Below are 22,597 nucleotides of genomic sequence, written 5' to 3' on the forward strand. Positions count from 1 at the left end.
GGAAGTCCGAGTATATTCAGCTCCAAGATGACCTGGGTCACATGCAAAGGAGCATTCCATCATGGTGCGGGAACTGTCCCACTACGTCGACGGCCACAGGGTAGATGGTATTTCCGGCCGGTTCAGTGACATTTATGACCCCTGTACGGGTGAAGTGCAGGCGAAGCTTCCGCTGGCCAGCGCGGAGGAAGTCCGCAACATCATTGCCAGTGCGGAGAAAGCCCAGCCGGAGTGGGGTGCCATGAACACCCAACGGCGCGGGCGCATCCTGCTCAAGTTCGTGGACCTGGTAAACGAGAACCTGGACGAGCTTGCCCGGCTGCTTTCTTCGGAGCACGGCAAGACGGTCGCGGATTCCAAGGGGGATATCCAGCGCGGCATCGAGGTGGTGGAGTTCGCCGCCGGGGCGCCGCATCTGCTCAAGGGCGAGTTCACTGACAGCGCAGGGGCCGGCATTGATGTCCATTCCATGCGCCAGCCGCTGGGCGTGGTCGCGGGCATCACGCCATTCAACTTCCCGGCCATGATTCCGCTGTGGAAGTCCGGGCCAGCCCTCGCCGCCGGCAACGCCTTCATCCTCAAACCCTCCGAACGAGACCCGTCCGTGCCCCTCCGGCTGGCTGAGCTCTACTCGGAGGCCGGCGTGCCGGACGGCGTGTTCAATGTGGTCAACGGCGACAAGGAAGCCGTGGATGCGCTGCTTGAGGACCCGCGCGTCAAGGCCATCGGCTTTGTCGGATCGACCCCCATCGCACAGTACATCTATGCCACGGCTGCGGCCCACGGCAAGCGCGCCCAATGCTTCGGCGGTGCCAAGAACCACATGGTGATCATGCCGGATGCCGACCTCGACATGGCCACCGACGCACTGATCGGCGCGGGATACGGATCCGCAGGGGAGCGCTGCATGGCCATCTCCGTGGCGGTGCCCGTCGGCAAAAACACAGCCGACGCCCTGGTGGCGAAGCTGGAGGACCGGGTCAGGCACCTGAAGGTCGGCCACAGCCTGGACAAGGACTCGGACTTCGGGCCCGTCGTGGCGGGATCTGCCAAGGAACGGATCGAAAATTACATCCAGTCCGGCGTGGAGGAGGGCGCGACGCTGGTGGCTGATGGCCGCGGACTCACCGTTGACGGCTATGAGGGTGGTTTCTGGATCGGGCCCACGCTTTTCGACAATGTCACCAAGGACATGAAGATCTACAAGGAGGAGATCTTCGGTCCGGTGCTGAGTGTCATTCGCGCGTCCGACTACGACGAAGCCCTCCGCCTCTGCAGCGAGCACGAGTTCGGCAACGGCGTGGCTATCTTCACCCGTGACGGGGACGCCGCCCGCGACTTCGCCAGCCGGGTCCAGGTAGGCATGGTGGGAGTCAACGTACCCATCCCGGTACCCATTGCCTATTACACGTTCGGCGGGTGGAAGGCGTCAGGCTTTGGCGACCTCAACCAGCACGGAGCCGACGCCTTCCGCTTCTACACCAAGACCAAGACCGTGACTACGCGCTGGCCCTCCGGCATCCGCCAGGGCGCCAGCTTCATCATGCCGGAAGGAAGCTGATGACCGCTGAAACGATTGAGGGTTCTCCGGAGGAGGTTCTGTTCGAACAGCGCGGCCACCTCGGCGTCATCACGCTGAACCGCCCGAAGGCGGTCAACGCGCTCAACGCCGGCATGGTGGCCGCCATGCTGGAACGGCTCACCGCGTGGGCGGACGACGACGGCGTGGCCACCGTTCTGGTGCAGGGTTCCGGTGAGCGGGGCTTATGTGCCGGCGGGGACATCGTGGCCATTTACCGCGACATCCTCGCCGGCGGGCAGGAGACCGCGGACTTTTGGCAAGCGGAATACCGGCTGAACTCAGTCATTGCCCGCTATCCCAAGCCCTATGTGGCATTCATGGACGGGCTGGTCCTGGGCGGCGGCGTGGGCATCTCCGCCCACGGTTCCGTACGGGTCGTCACGGAGCGGACCAGGTCGGGAATGCCGGAGACCACCATCGGATTCGTCCCCGACGTCGGCGGAACCCTGCTGCTCGCGTGCTCACCGGGGGAGGCCGGCACACATGCGGCGCTGACCGGAGCACATCTGAGCGGAGCCGATGCCCTGTTCCTGGGCCTCGCGGACCGCTTTGTTCCGTCCGGCAGGCTCGCTGAACTGGCGGCGGCGCTGGAAAACGAAATCGCGGAGTCCGCCGTCGGGCGCTTCGCAGAGAAGCCACCCGCCTCCGCCCTGGAGGCGCAGCGGGACTGGATTGATGCCTGCTACGCGGCCGACGACGCCGGGGAAATCCTCCGCAGGCTGCGGGCGGAGGGCGGCCCGGCGGCGGAGGCGGCGGACACCATCGAGTCGAAGTCGCCCACGGCGGTGAAGGTGGCCCTGGCATCGCTGCGCCGGGCCACGGAGCTGAGCCTGGACGAGGCCTTGGCACAGGAGTACCGGGTGGGCCTTCGCTGCCTGGCCGGGCCGGACTTCCGCGAAGGGATCCGCGCCCAGGTGGTGGACAAGGACCGCAACCCGCAGTGGCGGCCGCCCACGCTGACGGAAGTGCACACGGAGGACGTTGAGCGCTACTTCGCCCCATTGGGTGAGAGGGAACTGGTTCTGCTGGAAAGGGAGACTGACCATGCCTGACGACGCCACACCGGAAGCTGCAGAAGCCGGGGAGAATTCCACGGCCGGCACTGCTGGGGCCAGCAAGGAGCACATCGCCTTCCTCGGGCTGGGCCACATGGGTGGGCCCATGTCCATCAACCTGGTCAACGCCGGGTACACCGTGGCGGGCTTCGACGTCGTGCCGGCGGCGCTGGAAGCCGCGCGTGAGCACGGCGTCCCCACCGTCGGAAGCGCTGCCGAAGCCGTATCCGGGGCGGACGTGGTCCTCACCATGTTCCCCAGCGGCCGGCATGTACTGGACGCCTACCAAGGTGCGGACGGGCAGCCGGGACTGCTGGCCGCCGCCGCTCCCGGCACCATGTTCCTGGACTGTTCCACAATTAACGTGGATGAGGCCAGGGAGGCCGCCCGGCTGGCCATCGAGGCAGGGCACCGGGCAGTGGACGCACCGGTGTCAGGGGGTGTGGTGGGTGCGGAGGCCGGCACCCTGACGTTCATGGTCGGAGCGCTGCCGGAGGACTTTGAAGCGGTGCGGCCGATGCTGGAGGTCATGGGCAAGCGCGTGGTCCTTTGCGGCGACCACGGCGCGGGGCAGGCCGCCAAGGTTTGCAACAACCTGATCCTCGGAGTGTCCATGATCGCCGTGAGCGAGGCATTTGTCCTGGGTGAAAAACTCGGACTGACGCACCAGGCGCTCTTCGATGTCGCCTCCGCGGCTTCCGGCCAGTGCTGGGCGCTCACCACGAACTGCCCCGTCCCGGGACCGGTGCCAACAAGTCCGGCCAACCGGGATTACCAGCCGGGTTTTGCCGGGGCATTGATGGCCAAGGACCTCAAGCTCGCCCTGAACGCGGTCCAAAGCACCGGGGTGGCTGCCCGGATGGGGCCGCTGGCCTCCGAAATTTATGATGCCTTCGCAGCCGAAGGCGGTGCCGGAAGGGATTTCTCCGGCATTATCACCGACATTCGGGACAAATCCGGTAAGTAGGCTTAGTTTGAATTGGGGACCAAATACTTAAGGGGCATGCATGACGCAGGAGTACGGGAACATTCTGGTGGAGCGCCGCGGGCGCGTGGGCCTCGTGACCCTGAACCGGCCCGAAGCACTGAACGCACTGAACAGGGCGACACTGGATGAACTCGTCGCTGCGGTGTCAGCCATGGACACCGATCCCGGCGTGGGAGCCGTGGTGATCACTGGTTCGGGGAAGGCCTTTGCTGCCGGGGCGGACATCAAGGAAATGGCGTCCCTGGGATACATGGAGATGTACGACGCCGACTGGTTCCGTGGGTGGGAAGACCTCACCAGACTGCGGATACCACTGATCGCCGCAGTGTCCGGATTCGCCCTGGGCGGCGGATGCGAGTTGGCCATGATGTGCGATTTCATCGTCGCCGGGGACAACGCCAAGTTTGGGCAGCCCGAGATCAACCTGGGAGTCCTTCCGGGGATGGGCGGCTCCCAGCGGCTGACGAGGGCCGTGGGCAAGGCCAAAGCAATGGACATGATCCTGACCGGCCGGTTCATCGATGCCGACGAGGCGGAGCGCGCCGGACTCGTGGCAAGGGTGGTGCCGGCAGGGGACACGGTGGAGGAAGCGCTGAAGGCCGCTGAAGTCATCGCCTCGAAGTCAAAGCCTGCAGCCATGCTGGCCAAGGAGGCCGTCAACGCGGCCTTCGAGACCGGGCTGGCGCAGGGCGTGCTTTTCGAGCGACGCCTGTTTCATTCGCTCTTCGCCACCGAGGACCAGAAAGAAGGCATGGCGGCTTTCTCGGAGAAGCGCCAGCCGGAGTTCAGGCACCGGTGAACCTCCCAGTCGCAGAGCAGCGCACTGCCCAGGTGACCTCCGTACGCGTGGTCCCCTCGGCGATGCTGTCGCTGTCCGGCTTCCTGCTCTTCGCGATGCACCAGCCCGTCCCGGGCTACGCGCTGCTGGCCGCCTCGCTCGTGCTTGCCGCGCTCGTAGACCGGGCGCTCTTCCGTGACCTCATCCTCATCGCGGCCGGAATCCTGGTGATCAGCGCGGTTCCGATCACCACCGACGTCAGCACTTCGCACATGCTTGTCATGGGATCCGCCATGATCCTGGCCGTGGGTGTCCCCTACGCGGTGTCCCGCTGGGTCACCAGGGAGCATGCAATCGTGTTTCCCGTCATGACCGGCAACAAGTGGACCCGTGGCGAGAAGCTGTACCTGCCCGTGGTGGTGGTGCTTGGCTATGCCGTGCTGCCCGTCTACATGGTCCGGACAGGCGTCTACCAAAACTGGCCCGCGGTGCATGACCCCGACGGAATCATACGGCTCTTCATCGGGACCAATGCCCTGGGCATCTGGGATGAACTGTTTTTCATCTGCACAGCCTTCACGCTGTTTCGCCGTCATATGCCGGACTGGCAGGCCAACCTCCTGCAGGCGGTGCTGTTCACGTCCTTCTTGTGGGAGCTCGGATTCCGGGCTTGGGCACCGCTGTTTATTTTCCCGTTCGCGCTGCTTCAGGCGCGCATCTTCACGGTGACCAAGTCGCTTTCCTATATTGTGGCTGTCCACCTGCTCTTCGACTTCGTCCTGTTCCTGGTCCTGCTGCATGCCCACAACCGGGAATGGTTCGACATCTTCCTGTACTGATGTCGCCGGTGCTGAAGATCAGTCTGTCAGTGGGAGTTTGCCGCCTCGGTGCGTTCCGGGGCCCCGAAAAGCCACGCCGCGACGTCGCTCCGCAGGATCTGGTGGGGGCTCCCCGTGGGGCTGACGCTCCCGGCCGGCACGTAGTAACCGCGCCCCGAGCCGGGACCTCCGGCGGCGCGGTCCAGTGCCTGGATAATGTGCCGGCTCAGGTGCCCCTTCGGGCCGGTGGCCCGGATCTCCTCAAGTTCGTGCGGGGCGAGACGCCCCAGAACAGCAGCAATGTCGGCCACGATCGTTCCCTTCCTCGCCCAAGTTCCCCTCGCTCGGTATTAGAAGAGCAACGCTAAGCCATGGCTATTAACGGGAGGTGAAGTTCCGGCGGCGATCAGCGAAAGATGCCGCGTGCCGAGCTCAGGAGCAGCGGTCAGTTGGCGCATCAGCCCGCGGTTTGCAGGCCGCCGGCGGGCATCCGCACAGACCCCAGCAGGCCGCCCGCGGCCTGCAGGACCTGGCTCACATCGGAGCAGGAGAGTTCGTAGAAGAGGCGGCCGTCCTTCCGGGAGGGGACGATCAGCCGTTGCCGCCGGAGGATACCCAGGTGCTGGGAAAGGTTTGAGGCCTCAAGGCCCGTGTCATCGCGCAGCCGGCTCACTGCCACCGGTCCGTCAACCAGCATTTCGAGGATGAGGATCCGCGCCGGATGTCCCATCGATTTGAAGAGGTCTGCTTTTGTGTCGCTCAGGACCACGCCGCCTGCCATGTCATCCATCATGGATTTCCTCCGCTGCAGTCCCCATCCGATGCCGGCGCTGCTGAACTGCCGCGCCTGCAGTCAATTATAGAGACAGAACGGTCTGTCTTAGACCTTCGAATCTCCAGCTACAACATAGCGGGCCGGAACCGGGACGTGAACCCCGGTCAGCAAGCTGGCCAGGCCTTGCCAAACAGGCCTGCCTAGTTCAGACTTTCATAAATTCATCAAATCGCGCCCTGCGTAATCCGCGGCGTGATTCAGGAACACGTGGACTGCTTCCGGTGCCGACGATGTCACCGGAAGCCTTGTATTTCTGTTGAACAAGGGGGATCTTTATGGCCGGTATGTTCGAACTTTTCCTTGACGATGACGCTAGGTTCAGATTCCAGCTCACAGCCCCGGACGGCACCGTGATGGCCGTGTCCCGGGCTTTTTCCAATAAGGAGGAAGCGGTAGAGGGAATTGCCGCAGTCCGCGAGTACGCAGGTATGGGTCACGTAAGGGATATTTCGCTGACGCGACGGCGGCGCACCGTTCCATCGCGCACGGAAGTGCGGCGGGAGTGCAGGACCGGTGAGCAGATAAGACCGCTCGTGTCCGCCGCCGACAGTTACTTTCCGGGCGCTTGATCATGGAGGGGCAGGGTGCGGCAGAAGGGGCGACGAATCAGCCGAAGAGTGTAAACACCTACTCCAGTGCAATGGGGGAAGCCCAGTGCGCTGCCGGTACATTTCATTACGACGCTGTGTCCCGGGAACTGCGATGGTCGGATGACATCTATGCCCTGCACGGGTACGCCCGCGGGGAGATCGTACCCACTATCGAACTTCTTTACTCGCACAAGCATCCCGAGGACCGCGACCGCTGCCGGGAGGTTTTCGAGGCCGCCTGCGTCTCGGGCGGCTACTTCGCCAGCTACCACCGCCTCATCGACTCCAGGCTCCGGGAGCATCGTGTTATCACGGCTGGGGAGGCCGTAGTCGAGTCTGGCGTCCTGCAGCGCGCGGACGGCTTCATCATTGACCTGACCAGCACGCTGCACCGGGAGACGGAGCGGGCCGCCCGCGAGGCGGTGGAGGGTGCCGTCGGAACGCGCGCCACCATCGAACAGGCCAAGGGCATTCTGATGGGGATCCTGCGCATCAACTCCGAGGCGGCATTCGACCTTCTCTCGATCCACAGCCAGCACACCAACATTAAGGTATGCAGCACGGCGGCGGACCTCGTCCAGCTGGCCAACAACCCGCAGCAGATTGCCCTGCTCGACGCCTTTATTGAGGAACTGCGGCAGCCCTCCGGCCGACGTGTGGAAAGCGATACGGTGCCAGGCTGATGACCGGGCGCTGCGGCTGAGCCGCCGCCCGCCCGCGCGTCATTCTTCGGCGAAGTCCCCGGACTTGCGGCGGAAGTCTGCGAGTATCCGTATCAGCTGGTCCATGTCGCCGGCTGTGAATCCGGACTGGCTGAAAACCTCCGTGTTGAGCACCGCCGTCGCACGTTTTGCGATGGTGCGGCCTTCGGTGGTGAGCTCGATCAGCGTGGTGCGGCCATCGGTGGGGTGCGGTGAGCGCATCACGAGTCCGGCTTTTTCAAGGCGGTCGACGGCATTGGTCACCGATGTGGGGTGGACCTGGAGCAGGGCGCTGGCTTTGTTCATCGGAAGCGCGCCGCTGCGTGCGAAGCTCAACAGGGCCAGGAGCTCATAGCGGGCAAAGGTGAGGCCGAAGGGCTTCAGGGCACCCTCGATGCGGGCCAGGAGTATCTGCTGCGTGCGCATGATTGCTGTGATCGCGGCCATGGGCGTGGCGACGTCACCCCAGCCATGGCGTTCCCAGTTCCGCTGGGCATCGGCGATGGGGTCGCGGGGCAGCGGCGTTCCCATGGTCATTTCCCGCTTTTCAGGCCCGGAAAGTCAGCTTCGGAGTACTCCGTGCCCGTGCCCGTGCTCTGGCCCGTCCCTGTGCTCGTGCCCGTGCCCGTGCCCTCGTGAACGGGCGTGCCGGAAACGGACGCGCCGCCGTGCCTCGCTTCTTCGCTGTGGCGCAGTTCGACGCGGCGGATCTTGCCGGAAATGGTTTTGGGCAACTCGGTGAATTCGATCAGGCGGATGCGTTTGAAGGGTGCGAGGCGGTCCCGGCAATAGCGGAGGATCTCCTCAGCCAGTTCAGGCCCGGGGTCGTGGCCTGGCGCAAGAACCACGAAGGCCTTGGGCACGGACAGTTTGACAGGGTCCGGTGACGGGACGACGGCAGCTTCGGCGACAGCAGGGTGCTCGATCAGCACGCTCTCCAGTTCGAACGGGGACAGCCGGTAGTCAGAGGATTTGAAGACGTCGTCACCGCGGCCAACATAGGTGATGACGCCGTTCCCGTCCCTGCTGGCCATGTCCCCCGTGTGGTAGTAGCCAGCCCGGAAGGCCTCCGCCGTCTTTTCGGGATCGCCGTAGTACGCCTTCATCAGTCCGACAGGACGGGGGTCGAGGCGCAGGCACAGCTCGCCGTCGTCCGCTTCTTCCCCGGTGGCGGGATCAACCAGGACCACATCGTAACCGGGCAATGGCTGGCCCATTGCCCCGATCTTGACAGGTTGGCCGGGCGTGTTGGCCACCTGGACCGTGGTCTCGGTCTGGCCGAAGCCGTCGCGGATGGTCTGGCCCCAGGCCCGGTGGACCTGCCCGATCACCTCGGCGTTGAGCGGTTCACCGGCCGAAACGACTTTGGTGGGCGGATTCTTCAGGAGCGTGAGGTCTGCCTGGATGAGCATCCGCCACACAGTGGGTGGTGCGCAGAAACTGGTCACCTTCTCGCGGTCCATCTGCTCCATCAGGGCGCGGGCGTCAAAGCGGTCGTAGTTGTAAATAAACACGCAGGCCTCGGCGATCCACGGCGTGAACACGTTGGACCACGCATGCTTGGCCCAGCCCGGGGAGGCAACGTTCAGATGGATATCGCCGGGCTCGAGGCCAATCCAGTACATCGTGGAGAGGTGGCCGACGGGGTAGGACGTGTGCGTGTGCTCCACGAGCTTGGCCTTCGAGGTGGTGCCTGAGGTGAAGTACAGGAGCAGGGTTTCGTCGGCCTTCGTGGGGGCGTCCGGAGCAAACTCCTCGGGGGAGGCGGCGGAGTCCGAGTACTGCAGGGTGTCCGGCTGGCCGGTTCCGGCCGCGCTGACTTCAATGAGCCTGTAGTTCCCCGGAACATCGGTAAATTTACCGATGTTGGAACTTCCGACGGCGGCCCAGGCCGCTTCGCCGCGCTCGACGCGGTCCTTCAGGTCCGCAGGGCCCATCAGGGTGGTGGTGGGGATGAGGACGACGCCTAACTTGATGCCTGCCAGCATGATCTCCCAGAGTTCCACCTGGTTTCCAAGCATGACGATCATGCGGTCCCCGCGCTGCACCCCCTGGCCCCGGAACCAGTTCGCCACCTGGTTCGAACGGACCGACAGTTCGGCGAAGCTGCGGCGGGTCGCCGTGCCATCCTGTTCCACGATCACCAGGGCGGGTTTGGCTCCCGTTGCCGGGTCCGCAGCTAAGGCATCGAACCAATCCAGCGCGAAGTTGAATTCCTCGAAGCGTGGCCACTGGAAGCTGCTCCGGGCCTCCGCGTAGTTGTTCCGCAGGGCCAGCAGTTGGTCGCGTGCTGCACGGAAGTCATCGGTGACTGTCATGAGGACCTTTCGCCTGGGGATGCACGTCCTAGTGATCCATATCACTCTGCAATATACTAGGACATCCAAGGGTTTGAAAGAGCGAAGGGACTGCGCCCGTGCAGCCACAAGGACGTGACAACGGACAATCCACAGCCGTGCCTGAGGCGGCCAGCGACGAAATGCGCGGGCAGGCGCCGCCCTTCCCCGATGCAGACCTCATGTACATCGCAGACCTGCTTCCTCCGGACGAACGGAAGCGCTACCTGGACGTCCGGGAGTTCCTGCAGTCCAGGGTCAGGGCGCAGTCCATCGACTACTGGAACCGTGAGGAGTTCCCCTTCGGGCTGTTGGCGGAGATGGGCAAGCGCGGGCTCGGCGGGCTGCAGACCGACGGCACATCAAAGCTTTTCAAAGGCCTCATGTACGTCGAGGTGGCCAGGGCCGACGTATCGCTTTCGGCCCTGGTGGGCATCCACAACGAGTTGATTGTGGGCATGATCCACGAGCTTGGCTCCGAGGAACAGAAGCGCCGCTGGCTGCCTGGACTCACGGCGTTCATGCAGCTGGGAGCTTTCGCCCTCACGGAGCCGGACCACGGCTCGGACATCGCGGGGGGACTTGCAACCTCTGCCCGGCTGGAGGATGGCGAGTGGGTGATCAACGGCGCCAAGCGATGGATTGGCGCTGGAACCATTGCGGACTTTGCCCTGGTGTGGGCCCGGGATGAGGCTGACCAGCAGATCAAGGGCTTCATTGTTGAAACGGACCGGCCCGGCTATGCCGCCACCAAGATCAGCAACAAGATCGGCCTGCGGATCATGCAGAACGCGGACATCGTGTTGGACAACGTCCGGATCCCCGAAGCGAACCTCCTTCCCGGGGCCACGGACTTCTCCAAGGCCAACCGGCTCCTGCGGGATTCGCGCGCGTGGGTGGGATGGCAGGGTGCGGGGATCCAGCTGGCCGCGTTCGACGTCGCCCGCTCCTACTCCCTTCAACGCCGGCAGTTCGGCAAGGAACTGGCCCGATTCCAGCTCATCCAGCAGCAACTGGCCGAGATCCTGGGCAACGCCACCGCGTCGCTGGCCCTGATGGTGCAGGTCGCCCGGATCCAGGAGGAGGGCCGGCTGGACATGGCCCAGGCCGCCATGGCCAAGGCGACCACTACCCGGCTCGCCCGCTCCTCCGTGGCCATGGGGCGGTCGCTGCTCGGCGGCAACGGCATCAGCAGCGACTTCGAGATGGGCAAGCTCTTCGGGGATGCCGAAATCCTCTATACATATGAGGGAAGCTACGAGATCAACTCCCTCATTGTTGCCCGGGCCGTTACCGGGAAATCGGCCTTCGTCTAGGTCCCGGCGCGCGCGGCGGCCTCACGGGCGGCCGCCTCAATCCGGTCGAATTGGGCGCTCTTCTCTGCGGCACTCCGTACGGGAAGGTTGGGATCATTGGGGCCCTGCCCCACGGCGCCGTCGATCAGTTCGCGGAGGATATCCGCGTGCCCCAGATGCTGGGCGGTCTCCGCGCACATGTGTACGAGGATCTGCTGCAATGTAACGTGCCTGCGCTCTTCCGGCCACCAAGGCACGACGCCCGGCGCATCCAGCGGCAGTGACTCAATGGTGGCATCGCTGTGCGTGGCCGAGAAGCGGTGCAGATCCACGATCTCATCCCGTGTCTCCCCAGCGGTGGCCCACATGTCCGCGTCTGGTTCCGCGGCGTCGTCGAACCAGGGGAGGTCGCGTCCGCTGGGACGGCCAAACACCTCGCCGAAGTAGCCGAGCTCTACGCTGGCGACGTGCTTGACGAGCCCCAGCAGGTTGGTCCCTGTGGACGTCATCGGCTGGCGGGCTTCGTACTCGCCCAGACCGTCGAGCTTCGCGAGAAGCTGGCCGCGGCGGGTGCGGAGGCAGCGGTGCAGGATCGCTTTGTCATCCATGGGTGCACTCTCGGCTTGGGGGCGGCCAGGAGACAGAAACTGCCCGGGATGTGCTTGCCAGCACGTCCCGGGCAGTTTCTTCAAACCTACAGCGGGCGAATGTTCTCAGCCTGCGGGCCCTTGGGGCCCTGGGTCACGTCGAATTCGACTTTCTGGTTTTCATCCAGGGAGCGGTAGCCGCTGCTGGCAATTGCCGAATAGTGCGCGAAAACATCTGCCGATCCGTCATCCGGAGCGATGAATCCGAAGCCCTTTTCGGCGTTGAACCATTTAACTGTGCCTGTTGCCATGTGCTGCTACTTCCTTTGTAACCCTTATTTCTGGTCCTGCTCCAACGGCAGGCAGATGCGGAGAATGTTTTCCGCTATATCAAACCTATGGGCAGCACGCGGGCCGTGCAATAGCTGGAGTCATCAACTGTCCCTTCTGCAACGCCTGATGACGGCATTAACGGTGTCCATTAACAGAGTGTTCGGCCATTGTTTTTCTGTGGGATGTCCGAAATCAGCTCTTACCGGCGGCGGCTAACTCCAGGTCCGCCAGCCCCGGAGGGTTTGCCCCTGGCCGTGAGCAGGTGATGGCTGCCGCCCTGTTCGCGTAGGCGGCCAGGTCGTGCAGTTCATCCGGGGAGAGTTCCTGCAGGCGTGGCCGGCCGGCCGCTCCGAGCGCCCCAAAGTGGGCAAGCCCCGAGATCAGGGCTGCCATGAAGGAGTCCCCCGCCCCCACGGTGTCTGCCACTGTGATGGCCTCGCCCGGCATCTCCACGCGTCCCCGCCGGGTCAGGATGACCGGTCCCTGGGCGCCGCGGGTCAGGGCCACCAATGATGGGCCGAGTTCCAGCCAGGCGGCCATGGAGTCCTCCAGCGTCCTGTCGGGGTAGAGCCAGCGGAGGTCCTCGTCGCTGGCTTTGACGATGTCGCTTGCGGCCACGAAGTCTTCGGCATGTTCCCTCGCCGCTGTTGAGTCCGGGCTGATGGCGGGCCGGCAGTTGGGGTCAAAGCTGATGGTTGCGTGCGGGCGTGCTGCCTCGATCAGCCTCCGGACGGAGTTGTTGCCCGGGGGCAACAGTGTTGCGATGGATCCGGTGTGCACATGGAGTGAATTCTCCGCCACCGCCAGGGCAGGAATGGAGGCCCCGTTGATGTCCCAGGTGATCGAGAACGTGTAGTGCGCGGCTCCGGCGGCATCCAGAGACGCGACGGCAGTTGAGGTCGGCAGGGAGCCGCCGACGATGGCGTCGACACCGTTGCTGTCCAGGTGATCGGCGATCATCTGCCCGTAGGCATCCTCGGCAAAATGGGTGACGAGTTTGGTTCGGAGGTCCAGACGGGCGCAGCCGACGGCGACGTTGAGCGGGCTGCCGCCCGGGTGGGCCGCGGGCGTGGTGTTTCCGCGCGCTGTTGGTCCCCGTCCGGGGGCGTCGATGATGTCAACGAGTGACTCGCCGATGACGGTGATGAAGGCCCCGTCGTCGATTAGGGTCCCGTCGTCAGAGATGTCTGCTTGCGTACCGTTCTCGTGTAATGGCATGGCTGCTTCCTTGCAGGTCGGTGGTGAACGTTGTTCCTGTTGAGCGGCGCGGTGGTGCCTTTGGCGGCTTACCGACCGGGGTAGACGACGGCTTTGAGCTGCCCTGGCTGTTTACCGGCTTTGAGTGCGTCCTCTGATTCGGCCAGCGTGAACCTGCCGGTGACCAGGATGTCCAGGTCCACTTTTCCGTCGGCGATGAGTTGAATCGCCAGGGGCCAAGTGTTGGTGTACCTGAACACTCCGGAGAGCCAGATCTCACGGTTCTGGATGAACGAAACGGGGAGTTCGACGTCGTCCGCCCCGAGCCCCACCAGGATGACCCGCCCGGCCGGTCCGACGGCCCTGATGCCGGAGCGGACGGCCTGCGCGGCGCCGGAGGCGTCGATGAAGGCATCGACGTCCAGCCCTTCCACACTGTCGGTCCTGGCGTTGAGTGCGTGGGTCGCGCCGTGTGCCAGGGCGAAGGCAAGGCGGTCCTCGGCGATATCGGTGATGTAGATTTCGGTGGCGCCGAAGGCGCGGGCCGCCTGGGTGGCGATGATCCCGATGGGGCCGGCGCCGGCGATGAGCACGCGGCTGCCTGGCCTGATTGCCGCGCGTTCGCAGGCCCAGAGCCCGACGGAGAGCGGTTCGATGAGCGCGGCCGCCTCATCGCTGACGCTGTCCGGGATGTCATAGGCGAAGTCGCTCTGGATGGTCACGTATTCGGCGAAAGCACCGTCAATCGGCGGGGTGGCGTAAAACTCAATGTCGGGGCAGAGGTTGTAGCGCCCCGCCTTGCACTGCTTGCACGTGCGGCACGGCCGTTGGGGCTCGACGGCTACCCGCTTGCCCACGCGGTCAGGGTCAACGGCGCTTCCGACGGCGGCGATCCGGCCGGAGAGTTCGTGGCCGAGGACCAGCGGGTGGTCCACCACGTAGTCGCCGATCCGGCCGTGTTCGTAGTAGTGGACGTCGCTGCCGCACACGCCGACGGCGGCGACCTGCACGAGGACCTGGTCGGGCTCGAGCTGCGGGACGGGCAGGGTTTCCAGCACCATGTCGCCCTGGCGTTTCAGGATGGACGCGCGCATGGTGGCCGGCAATTCAGGCTGTCCGAGCGCTGCGGACTGTGCGGTTGATGTTGTCATGGAAGTTTTCCTTGGAAATCGAAAGCGGGAATGGCCGTGTTGCTTGACCGCGCTGGCTATTTGACGGCGCCGAGGGAGAGGCCCTGGACGAGCTTGTCCTGGGCGGCGAAGCCTGCGAAGAGCACCGGAAGGGAGATCACGACGGCGGCAGCGCAGACCTTGGCCAGGAACAGTCCTTGGCTGGAGACGAATCCGGTCAGGAAGACGGGCGCGGTCCCGGCCATGACACCCGTGAGGACCCGGGCCAGGAGGAGTTCGTTCCAGCTGAAAATGAAGCAGATAAGGGCGGTGGCAGCGATGCCAGGCATCGCGACGGGGGCGATGATCTTGCGGAGCGTCAGGAGCAGGCTGGCGCCGTCGATCTGTGAGGCCTCCAGCATTTCCACCGGTACCTCCGCGAGGAAGGAGCGCATCATCCAGACGGCAATGGGCAGGTTCATGGAGGTGTACATCAGGATCAGGAACCAGATGTTGTCCAGTGCGCCGGCGGTCTTGGCGAAGAGGAAGAGGGGCAGGACTGCGGCGACGACGGGCATCATCTTGGTGGAGAGGAAGAAGAACATGACGTCTGTCCACTTCTTCACGGGCCGGATGGACAGCGCATAGGCGGCAGGGATGGCCAGAACCAGCACCAGAACGGTGGAGAGGATCGAGGCGGTCGCGGAGTTGATCAGCGGCGGCCACGGGCTCACGCCGGAGCTGGCGCCGAAGAACTCCTGGTAGGCGTCCAGGGTCAGGTTCGCGGCGAGGGAGGGCGGGTTGGTGGCCGCGTCCGTCTCGGAGTGGAAGGAGGTAAGGATCATCCACAGGACCGGGGCCGCGAAGAGCAGGGCAAGTGCCCAGGCCGCGATTCCGGCGGCAGTGTTGTTCCGTGTGGGGTCCATGCGGGACTTGCCCCCGAACTTCCCGAAGCGGCGGCGGGTTCCGTGGTTCGGGGCAGTGGGCGATGTGGAACGGCCATGGCCCGACTTGCGGGGTGCGGCAGGGGTGAGGGTGCTCATCGTGCTGCCTCCTTCTTGAAGAGCGAGAAAACGGTGCGGAGGGCAAAGGTCGCCACGATGATGGTGCCGATGACCACCACGACGCCGGCGGCGGAGGCCAGGCCGTATTCATTGGCGAAGTAGAACGTCTGGTAAATGGCGTAGGGCAGGTTTGCCGTGCCCAGGCCACCGGAGGTGAGCGTGAAGACGGCGTCGAAGTTCTGCACGATGTAGATCGCTCCGAGCAGGCCGCCGAGTTCCAGGTACTGGCGCAGGTGCGGCAACGTGAGGTGACGGAAAATATCCCACGGGCTCGCGCCGTCCATCTGGGCTGCTTCGACGGTGTCCATGGGGCGGGACTGCAGGCCGGCCAGCAGGATGAGCATCATGAACGGCGTCCACTGCCAGACCAGGGACACGATGACGGCCATCAGGGGCGCCTGGGAGAGGAGATCCGGCTGTGGCGGGGTGTCGCTGCCGAACAGCGACCAGATCCAGGTCAGGGTTCCGTTGATCAGCCCGTAGGTGGGGTTCAGCAGGGCATGCTTCCAGATCAGGGCGGCGGCCACGGGCACCACGAGGAACGGTGCGATGAGCAGGGTCCGGGCCAGTCCGCGGCCGATGAACTTCTTGTCCAGCAGCAGGGCCAGCCCGAGCCCGATGACCAGGCTGGCCAGGACCACGGACACGGTCAGGACGATGGTGGTGAAGATGGCCTGGCGCAGGTCGGCGTTGGTGAGGACCTGGATGTAGTTGTCGAAGCCGGCGAAACCGGTCCGGTCCGGGCGGAGGCTGTTCCAGTTCAGGAACGAGATGATCAGGGTCACCACGAACGGAAGCTGGGTGACGATGATGAGGAAGATCAGGGCCGGCAGCAGCGGCGCACGCCGTGCCCAGGCCAGGGCTCGTTCACGCGCCCTGGCATCTTTGGAAGGTTTGGAGGCGCTGTACCCGGGGGTGGGGACGGCGCGCGCTGGTGCGGTAGTCATGATGTTCTCCTGCGCTGCTGCGGCCCGCCCTCAGGAGGGCCACAGCAGCGGTTGGTGGGTTGTTACTTCTTGTACTTGTCGCCGATTTTTTGTGCGGCGTCCTGGCCCTTCGCCAGCGCATCGGCTACTGAGCCCTGGCCGGCGATGGCCGAGCTGACACCCTGGGAGACCGTGGTGCCAAGGTCGGCGAACTCGGGGATGCCGACAAACTGGATGCCCACGACCGGGCGTTCCTGGACACCGGGGTTCTTCGGGTCGGCGTTTTCAATGGCGGAGCGTTCTGCCTTGAAGAATGGGGCGGCCTTCTGGAACTCGGCGTTCTCATAGGTGGAGATACGTTTGCCGGAGGGGACCTTGGCCCAGCCGAGCTTCGAGGCCACGAGCTCTTCGTACTTCTTGGAGCTGGCCCAGGCGATGAACTTGCCGGCAGCGTCCTGCTTCTTGGAGGCAGCCTGCACGCCCCAGGACCAGGTCCACAGCCACCCGGACGAATCCGTCTTCTTCACCGGCGCCTGGGCGTAGCCGATCTTGCCCTTCACCGGGGAGGCGTCGGCTTCCAAAGCGCCTGCTGCGGAGGTGGCGTCGTACCACATGGCCACCTTGCTCTGGCTCATGTTGTTCAGGCACTCCGTGAAGCCGGCCTGGGCTGCACCTGCCTCGCCGTGCTTGCGGACCAGGTCCACGTAGAACTGCGTCGCTTCAGTGAATTCCGGGGAGTTGACCTGGGCGTTCCAGTCCTTGTCGAACCAGGTCCCGCCGAAGGTGTTCACCACGGTGGTCAGCGGGGCAAAGACCTGGCCCCAGCCCGGCTGGCCGCGCAGGCAGATGCCCTTCATGCCCGGCGCGGCGCCGTCAGCCTTCGCGGCAAGGTCAGCGACCTGGTCCCATGTGGGCTTCTCCGGCATAGTCAGGCCCTTGGCTTCGAAGATGTCCTTGCGGTACATCAGAAAGGAGGACTCCCCGTAGAACGGTTCGCCGTAGAGCTTGCCGTCCTTGCCGGTCAGCGACGCGGTGTACGCGGGCAGGATATCTGCCTGGTTGAACTCGGCGTCCTTGGCCACATTGTCCAAGGGAGCCAGCCACTTGTTCTCCGAGTAGAAGGGGATTTCGTAGTTGGACAGGGACGCCACGTCGTACTGGCCGGCCTGGCTTGAGAATTCCTGGCTGATCTTGGCCCGGACGTCGTTTTCCGGCAGAACGGTGTAGTTGACCTTGATGCCGGTTCCTTTGGTGAAGTTGTCCGCGGTCAGCCTCTGCAGGTCTTCCATCTGCGGGTTATTCACCATCAGGACATTGATGCTGTTCTGGTCACCGGCGGCCGTGCCGCCGCCGGCTCCGGAGCAGGCTGAGGCAGAAAGTGCGATGCACAGGGCGCCGGCGGCCAGTGTTGCAGCGCGCATTTTTGGGCGCATTGAGGACTCCTTTGTTCTTCAGGGGGTGCGCAGCCGCCGTACTTCGACTGCTTCATCGAAGTACCGGACTGGGGGAGAGGCCAAGGTCGTGAATCCGACGGGCCCCGCTTGTGTTCCTCAACATTAGGCCTGAGGCGTGGGGCGCAACTAGCGCCGTGGTTGCCCACTTCTGATACAAATTTGCCATGTCGCTCTGGGGAGAGGAGCGCTAATGTTGGGGTAGGCACCCGACGGTGGCCCCCGTATCTCACACACCCACCAGATGCCTGGAGAACCAGAATGAGCGCGACGGATCCGAGCAATGGCGCATCTGCCAGGCTCGCCGAAAGGCTGCTGGGCATGCGCGCCAACCGCGAAGTTATTCCGGACGACCCGAACAGTTCGGTCCGGTGGCACGAGCACGACTATCCCAGCCCGTTGGCACGCTGGAACTACCACCCCGAGTACGAGATCCACTTGATCCGGAAAGGCAGCGGAAAGTTCATCGTCGGAGACCACATCGGCACGTTCGAGGCCGGACATGTCTCCCTCATCGGTTCAGGGCTGCCGCACGACTGGGTCAGCGACCTGGAGCCCGGAGAAGTCCTGGAGCGGCGCGATGCCGTGATCCAGTTCGACGGGAAGTGGATCCGGAAGGCAGCCTCCGTCGTTCCGGAAATGGCCGAAATCCAGCCACTGCTGGAACAGTCCGCACGAGGGATCGAGTTCCTGGGGCCTTCAGCCCGGGCCGCGGCCGCAGCCATCGAGGCCATGGGCGCATCCGCGGGATTGGAGCGGCTTCACCACCTCCTGGAACTCTTCGCGATTCTTGCGCGAGCGCCCCAGGACGAGCGGCGCTACCTCGCAGAAGAATGGTTCCGGCCGCAACTGGACGGCCAGGCCGCGGCCGTGGTGGACATCGTCCTCGAATACGTCTTCAACAACCATGCGGGCAGCGTAAAGATGTCCGAGGCCGCAGCCCTGGTGGGCATGTCCGAACCCACCTTCTCGAAATATTTCAAACGGTCCACGGGGCAGAACTTCAGTGACCTTGTCCGCAAGCTGCGGTTGGCGCATGCCCGGCGGCTCCTGGAACGCAGCGACAAGGCGATTTCCACCATTTGTTATGAGGTGGGCTTTTCGAACCTGTCCAACTTCAACCGGCAATTCCTGAACGAAACCGGAGCCACCCCGCGCGAGTACAGGGCGCGGGCGGTTCCCGCGTAGCGGCTCAGGGCCTCAGCAGTACTTTGATCGCTCGCCGCTCGTCCATGGCCTTGTACGCCTCAGGGGCCTCCTCGAGCGACATTTCGACGTCGAACACTCGGCCGGGATTGATCCTGCCCGCTAGCACGTCCGCCAGCAGTTCCGGGATGTAGGTCCGGGCGGGAGCCATGCCGCCGGACACCGTGATGTTCTTGTCGAACAGATAGCGCAGCGGGATTTCCGCGCCACCGGTGGGAACACCCACGAATCCCAAAGCGCCGCCGGGACGTACGCAGTGCAGGGCCTGTTCCATGGACTCCTTCGTCCCCACGCACTCCAGCACCGAATCGGCAAGAACGCCGCCGAGCAGTTCACGGACTTTCGCCACGCCCTCGTCCCCGCGTTCGTCCACGATGTCCGTTGCGCCGAACTCCCGGGCGATTACCTGCCGGTCGGTGTGGCGGGACATGGCAATGATCCGCCCGGCTCCCAGACGCTTCGCTGCCAGCACCCCGCAGAGTCCCACGGCGCCGTCGCCCACCACCACAACGGTCCGGCCGGGAGCAACCTGGGCGCTGAGCGCGGCGTGGTGGCCGGTGGCCATCACATCGGACAGGGTGAGGAGATTCTTGCGCAGCGCATCGTCGGGTTCCCCAACGCCGGGAACTTTGACGAGCGTGGACTCAGCCAGCGGCACGCGGACGGCCTGGCCCTGGCCGCCGTCGATCCTGTGGCCCGCATCGTCCTTGCCGCCCCAGCCGGCGAGCCGGTCGCAGGCGACGGTCACGCCGTTGCGGCACTGCGGACACGCGCCGCAGCTCACCACGAACGGCGCGATGACGAAATCGCCTTCCCTGAGCGCCGTCACGTCAGCGCCAACGCTCTCCACGACGCCGATGAACTCATGTCCGATGGCGGAGGGCCGGCGGATCGGCTTCACGCCCCGGTACGGCCACAAGTCCGAGCCGCACACGCACGCCGCGGTCACCTTGACCACCACATCCGTGGGCAGCTGGACAGCCGGGTAGTCCCGGTCCTCCACCCTGATGTCTCCGGGGCCGTGGATGATGGTGGCGCGCATGGCTACTCCTCTCGTGGCGGGGGTCGGTCCGGCGTGCGAAGTAGTCTAGCCGCACCGTCTCCAGGTCCGGGTCCTAGCGCATCCCTTCGCGTCGGATCGCCGTGGCGATGGCGGCTGCCCTCGTTTCCACTCCCAGCTTGGCGTAGATGTGGGCGAGGTGGGTCTTCACCGTGGCTTCTGAAATGAAGAGCCGCTGTCCAAGCTCCCGATTGCTGAGCCCTTCAATAAGGAGGCTCAGCAGCTCGGCTTCGCGCGGTGTCAGGACTTCGTCCGGATTGCGCAGCTGCTGGAAAAGCCGCGAGGCCACGGGAGCGCTCATCACGCTCTTCCCCTGGACTGCGCCACGGATGGCAGCGAAAATTTCCTCCGGAGCGGCGTCCTTCAGCAGATAGCCCATGGCGCCGGCATCCACGGCCCGGACGATGTCGGCGTCCGAATCGTAGGTAGTGAACACGAGCACGGCCTGCCGCCGGTTGCGCTCGCGGATTTTCCGGATGGCTTCGATGCCGTCCATGCCGGCGCCCATGGCCAGGTCCATCACCACCACGCCGGGGGAGTGCTGCTCCACCTGCGCCAGGGCTTCCTCACCTGACGCCGCCTCCGCGACCACATCGATGTCCGGCTGGGTTCCCAACAGCGCCTTGAGTCCGCTCCGCACCACGAGATGATCGTCCACGAGGAGCACGGTGATGGGCTTCATGCGTCCTCACCTGTAGGCAATTGAGCAGCCACAATGGTCCCTTCGCCCGGGGTGCTTTCCACCGAGAATACGCCGCCCAGCTGTTCCACACGCTGCCGCATGGCGCGCAGCCCGTAGCCTCCGGCGCCCGACGGCGGTGGTACCGCTGCGGGATCAAAGCCGGCACCGTCGTCGTAAATGTCCAGCGTGACGGCCGCGGGAAGGAAACCGAGCGTCAGAGTGGCGTTCGTGGCTGACGCATGGAGCTTGATGTTAGACGCCGCGCTTTGGACCACGCGCAGCAGAGCGTGCCGGACGTCCGCCGAAACGGGGCGGGGTTCCCCCGTGACGAGCAGCCGCACGCCGGGGACGTACTGGATGGCTGCCTGCCGGAGGGCCTCGGGGAGCGGGGATGCTTCCAGCCCCGGCGACGCCAGTTCGTGGACCAGGCTGCGGGTCTCGGCCAGGTTCTGCCGCAGCAGCTCGCCGGCCTGCCGAAGGTCGTGCCGGGCCGACGCGGCCGGCCAGTTGCGGTTCGCCGCTTCGAGAAGCAACAGGCTGCTGGCCAAGCCCTGTGTCACGGTGTCGTGGATCTCCCGGGACACCCGCTCGCGCTCGGCGATGGCCCCGGCCCGGCGCTCGCTGGCAGCCAGCTGCCCCTGGGCGAGCGAAACTTCTGCATGCAGGCGGCGCTGCTCGGCGGCGTCGTGCTCTATCCGGTCGTAGATCAGCGTCAGCATGACGCCGACGGCGAGGGGGCCGAGCAGCATGGCGAGGTCAGTTCCGTTGCTGAGCCGGAACAGCCCGACGGCGGTGGCGGCCGCCGTCGCACCCGCAGCAATGTAGGCGACTGCCCCCGTGAACGCCGTGCGGCAGAGGAAGAACAACGCAAACGAACACCAGGCGAAGCTGGGCGCGGCGATGACCAGCACGGCCCAGAGCCCTGCTAGGGCGAACATCCAGACGGCCCAGGGGCGGCGGCGCTGCGCGAGCGCCGCGATGACGGCGTAGAGCATACAGGCGGTCACAGCCAGGCCGAGGACCAGGAGGTTGTCGGCAGGGCTGTGGCGCATTACGTAGCGAACCACCGACGCCACCATCAGCACCGCAAAGCCAACGTGCACCGCGGCGTCGATCCGGCCCAGGCGGGCCGGAGCTCCGGACGAGTGCGCGTTTTCGGAAGAGACGGCTGGGGCAGGGACTGCGGCTCGGGTAGGCATGGGGGTCCGGTTCCGGTGGAGGGATTGCTACCCACCATGCTATTGCCCGCGCCGTTGCTGGTCTCTCAGCCTTTTGGCTGATACCGCTGGCCTTACGGCGGAGCCAGGCGCCGCCGAAGGCCCGATGTGGGTACCCGTGGCCGCGGGCACGATGGAAGGACACGATTCCGCTGCCCTTCATTTCCCAAGGAGACCCCCATGAAGAAGTCCAACAAGGTTTTTGCCGCCGCCGCTGCCGGAGCGCTCGTCCTCACCGCCGGAGCGACCGTCGCCGCCAATGCCGGTACCGCGTCTCCCGTTGTGCCTGCTGCTGTCCCTGCGGCTGTGCCTGCGGCGGCGCCCGCCGCTGTGCCTGCGGCTGACATCCCGTCCTCACCCGAAAACGTCGTGTCGCAGAGCCGTATCAGCGTTGGCGCCTCGGCCAAGGCTGTGGGCGCAGCGCTGGCCAAATGCCAGGCGGACAAGCTGCCCTTCGTGACGGTGGCCCTCGTGGACCGGTTCGGTACGGTGCAGGCACTCCTCCGGGGCGACAACGCGGCCGAGCACACCATCGAATCCGCCAAGCGCAAGGCCTACACCGCAGCCGCCTTCGGAGCGCCGACGAGTGATCTGGCCAAGCGCGTCACGGGGAACGGCCCCAGCATCGCAGACCTTCCCGGCACGCTGTTCCTGCCCGGCGGCGTCCCGCTCAACGTCAACGGTGTGTCCGTTGCCGGGATCGGCGTGGGCGGCGCTCCCGACGGCAAACTCGATGAAGCCTGTGCAGACGCAGGTGCCGCCGCCATTGCCGGCGCCGCTGAGTAGG

At 65.1% G+C, this 22,597-nt stretch carries 24 protein-coding genes; 10 read left to right on the forward strand and 14 right to left on the reverse strand.

Annotation, left to right across the window (positions count from 1 at the left end):
- The first annotated feature begins 61 nt into the window (after positions 1-61).
- The 5 genes from AC6CH3_RS06540 (at position 62) to AC6CH3_RS06560 (ending at position 5,242) form a co-directional block, all read left to right on the forward strand.
- Positions 62-1,561 (forward strand): CoA-acylating methylmalonate-semialdehyde dehydrogenase, encoded by a 1,500-nt coding sequence (locus tag AC6CH3_RS06540; protein WP_498131653.1) that lies wholly within the window; start codon positions 62-64, stop codon positions 1,559-1,561.
- On the forward strand, positions 1,561-2,634 hold the full coding sequence (locus tag AC6CH3_RS06545) for an enoyl-CoA hydratase/isomerase family protein (protein WP_498131654.1): 1,074 nt from the start codon (positions 1,561-1,563) through the stop codon (positions 2,632-2,634). Before AC6CH3_RS06540 ends, AC6CH3_RS06545 begins: the two co-directional genes overlap by 1 nt.
- Positions 2,627-3,604: a 3-hydroxyisobutyrate dehydrogenase gene (gene mmsB / locus AC6CH3_RS06550; RefSeq protein ID WP_498131655.1), complete on the forward strand. Its 978-nt coding sequence runs from the start codon at positions 2,627-2,629 to the stop codon at positions 3,602-3,604. The genes AC6CH3_RS06545 and mmsB overlap by 8 nt, the downstream gene beginning before the upstream one ends.
- Before the next feature lie 40 nt (positions 3,605-3,644).
- Positions 3,645-4,424 (forward strand): enoyl-CoA hydratase, encoded by a 780-nt coding sequence (locus AC6CH3_RS06555; RefSeq protein ID WP_498131656.1) that lies wholly within the window; start codon positions 3,645-3,647, stop codon positions 4,422-4,424.
- Between the two features lie 62 nt (positions 4,425-4,486).
- Positions 4,487-5,242, forward strand: a complete 756-nt coding sequence (locus AC6CH3_RS06560; protein WP_498131738.1) for a CPBP family glutamic-type intramembrane protease — start codon at positions 4,487-4,489, stop codon at positions 5,240-5,242.
- A 26-nt stretch (positions 5,243-5,268) separates the two neighbouring features.
- Here the strand turns inward: AC6CH3_RS06560 and AC6CH3_RS06565 are convergent, their stop codons facing one another.
- Positions 5,269-5,532: a hypothetical protein gene (locus tag AC6CH3_RS06565; protein WP_400577633.1), complete on the reverse strand. Its 264-nt coding sequence runs from the start codon at positions 5,530-5,532 to the stop codon at positions 5,269-5,271.
- Positions 5,533-5,678: 146 nt separating this feature from the next.
- Positions 5,679-6,011, reverse strand: a complete 333-nt coding sequence (locus tag AC6CH3_RS06570; protein ID WP_498131657.1) for an ArsR/SmtB family transcription factor — start codon at positions 6,009-6,011, stop codon at positions 5,679-5,681.
- Positions 6,012-6,340: 329 nt separating this feature from the next.
- Here AC6CH3_RS06570 and AC6CH3_RS06575 point away from each other — a divergent pair, with 329 nt between their 5' ends.
- Both AC6CH3_RS06575 and AC6CH3_RS06580 read left to right on the forward strand, forming a co-directional pair.
- Positions 6,341-6,625, forward strand: a complete 285-nt coding sequence (locus AC6CH3_RS06575) for a YegP family protein (protein WP_498131739.1) — start codon at positions 6,341-6,343, stop codon at positions 6,623-6,625.
- A gap of 71 nt (positions 6,626-6,696) precedes the next feature.
- Positions 6,697-7,329 (forward strand): PAS and ANTAR domain-containing protein, encoded by a 633-nt coding sequence (locus AC6CH3_RS06580; RefSeq protein WP_498131658.1) that lies wholly within the window; start codon positions 6,697-6,699, stop codon positions 7,327-7,329.
- A 39-nt stretch (positions 7,330-7,368) separates the two neighbouring features.
- Here AC6CH3_RS06580 and AC6CH3_RS06585 read toward each other — a convergent pair whose 3' ends face one another.
- The gene (locus AC6CH3_RS06585) at positions 7,369-7,878 is read right to left on the reverse strand and encodes a MarR family winged helix-turn-helix transcriptional regulator (RefSeq protein ID WP_498131659.1); all 510 of its coding nucleotides are present in this window, start codon (positions 7,876-7,878) and stop codon (positions 7,369-7,371) included.
- A gap of 2 nt (positions 7,879-7,880) precedes the next feature.
- Positions 7,881-9,665 carry an AMP-binding protein gene (locus tag AC6CH3_RS06590; RefSeq protein WP_498131660.1) on the reverse strand — a complete coding sequence of 595 codons (1,785 nt, stop codon included), beginning with the start codon at positions 9,663-9,665 and terminating at the stop codon, positions 7,881-7,883.
- 161 nt (positions 9,666-9,826) lie between these two features.
- Between AC6CH3_RS06590 and AC6CH3_RS06595 the strand changes: the two genes are divergently transcribed.
- A complete protein-coding gene (locus AC6CH3_RS06595; RefSeq protein ID WP_498131740.1) occupies positions 9,827-10,999 on the forward strand; it encodes an acyl-CoA dehydrogenase family protein in 1,173 nt (390 codons plus the stop codon).
- Here the strand turns inward: AC6CH3_RS06595 and AC6CH3_RS06600 are convergent.
- From AC6CH3_RS06600 to AC6CH3_RS06630, 7 genes are all read right to left on the reverse strand, one after another.
- Positions 10,996-11,586: a DinB family protein gene (locus tag AC6CH3_RS06600; RefSeq protein ID WP_498131661.1), complete on the reverse strand. Its 591-nt coding sequence runs from the start codon at positions 11,584-11,586 to the stop codon at positions 10,996-10,998. The genes AC6CH3_RS06595 and AC6CH3_RS06600 overlap by 4 nt on opposite strands.
- 86 nt (positions 11,587-11,672) lie before the next feature.
- A complete protein-coding gene (locus AC6CH3_RS06605) occupies positions 11,673-11,876 on the reverse strand; it encodes a cold-shock protein (protein WP_013599688.1) in 204 nt (67 codons plus the stop codon).
- 214 nt (positions 11,877-12,090) lie between these two features.
- Positions 12,091-13,116 carry a carbohydrate kinase family protein gene (locus tag AC6CH3_RS06610; RefSeq protein ID WP_498131662.1) on the reverse strand — a complete coding sequence of 342 codons (1,026 nt, stop codon included), beginning with the start codon at positions 13,114-13,116 and terminating at the stop codon, positions 12,091-12,093.
- Positions 13,117-13,184: 68 nt separating this feature from the next.
- The gene (locus AC6CH3_RS06615; protein WP_498131663.1) at positions 13,185-14,246 is read right to left on the reverse strand and encodes an NAD(P)-dependent alcohol dehydrogenase; all 1,062 of its coding nucleotides are present in this window, start codon (positions 14,244-14,246) and stop codon (positions 13,185-13,187) included.
- 56 nt (positions 14,247-14,302) lie between these two features.
- Positions 14,303-15,247 (reverse strand): carbohydrate ABC transporter permease, encoded by a 945-nt coding sequence (locus tag AC6CH3_RS06620; protein WP_498131664.1) that lies wholly within the window; start codon positions 15,245-15,247, stop codon positions 14,303-14,305.
- Positions 15,244-16,215, reverse strand: a complete 972-nt coding sequence (locus AC6CH3_RS06625; RefSeq protein ID WP_498131665.1) for a carbohydrate ABC transporter permease — start codon at positions 16,213-16,215, stop codon at positions 15,244-15,246. Before AC6CH3_RS06625 ends, AC6CH3_RS06620 begins: the two co-directional genes overlap by 4 nt.
- Positions 16,216-16,277: 62 nt before the next feature.
- Complete coding sequence (locus tag AC6CH3_RS06630) at positions 16,278-17,627, reverse strand: ABC transporter substrate-binding protein (RefSeq protein WP_498131666.1); 1,350 nt, start codon at positions 17,625-17,627, stop codon at positions 16,278-16,280.
- Between the two features lie 279 nt (positions 17,628-17,906).
- Between AC6CH3_RS06630 and AC6CH3_RS06635 the strand changes: the two genes are divergently transcribed.
- Positions 17,907-18,833 carry an AraC family transcriptional regulator gene (locus tag AC6CH3_RS06635; protein WP_498131667.1) on the forward strand — a complete coding sequence of 309 codons (927 nt, stop codon included), beginning with the start codon at positions 17,907-17,909 and terminating at the stop codon, positions 18,831-18,833.
- 4 nt (positions 18,834-18,837) lie between these two features.
- Here the strand turns inward: AC6CH3_RS06635 and AC6CH3_RS06640 are convergent, their stop codons facing one another.
- The 3 genes from AC6CH3_RS06640 to AC6CH3_RS06650 form a co-directional block, all read right to left on the reverse strand.
- The gene (locus AC6CH3_RS06640; protein WP_498131668.1) at positions 18,838-19,893 is read right to left on the reverse strand and encodes a zinc-dependent alcohol dehydrogenase family protein; all 1,056 of its coding nucleotides are present in this window, start codon (positions 19,891-19,893) and stop codon (positions 18,838-18,840) included.
- A 73-nt stretch (positions 19,894-19,966) separates the two neighbouring features.
- A complete protein-coding gene (locus AC6CH3_RS06645) occupies positions 19,967-20,593 on the reverse strand; it encodes a response regulator (RefSeq protein ID WP_498131669.1) in 627 nt (208 codons plus the stop codon).
- A complete protein-coding gene (locus AC6CH3_RS06650; protein ID WP_498131670.1) occupies positions 20,590-21,792 on the reverse strand; it encodes a sensor histidine kinase in 1,203 nt (400 codons plus the stop codon). Before AC6CH3_RS06650 ends, AC6CH3_RS06645 begins: the two co-directional genes overlap by 4 nt.
- A gap of 198 nt (positions 21,793-21,990) precedes the next feature.
- On the opposite strand from AC6CH3_RS06650, the gene AC6CH3_RS06655 reads away from it, so the two are divergent.
- Positions 21,991-22,596, forward strand: a complete 606-nt coding sequence (locus AC6CH3_RS06655) for a GlcG/HbpS family heme-binding protein (protein WP_498131671.1) — start codon at positions 21,991-21,993, stop codon at positions 22,594-22,596.
- The last annotated feature ends 1 nt before the right edge of the window (position 22,597 follow it).

The organism is Arthrobacter sp. GQ119, from assembly GCF_059759125.1.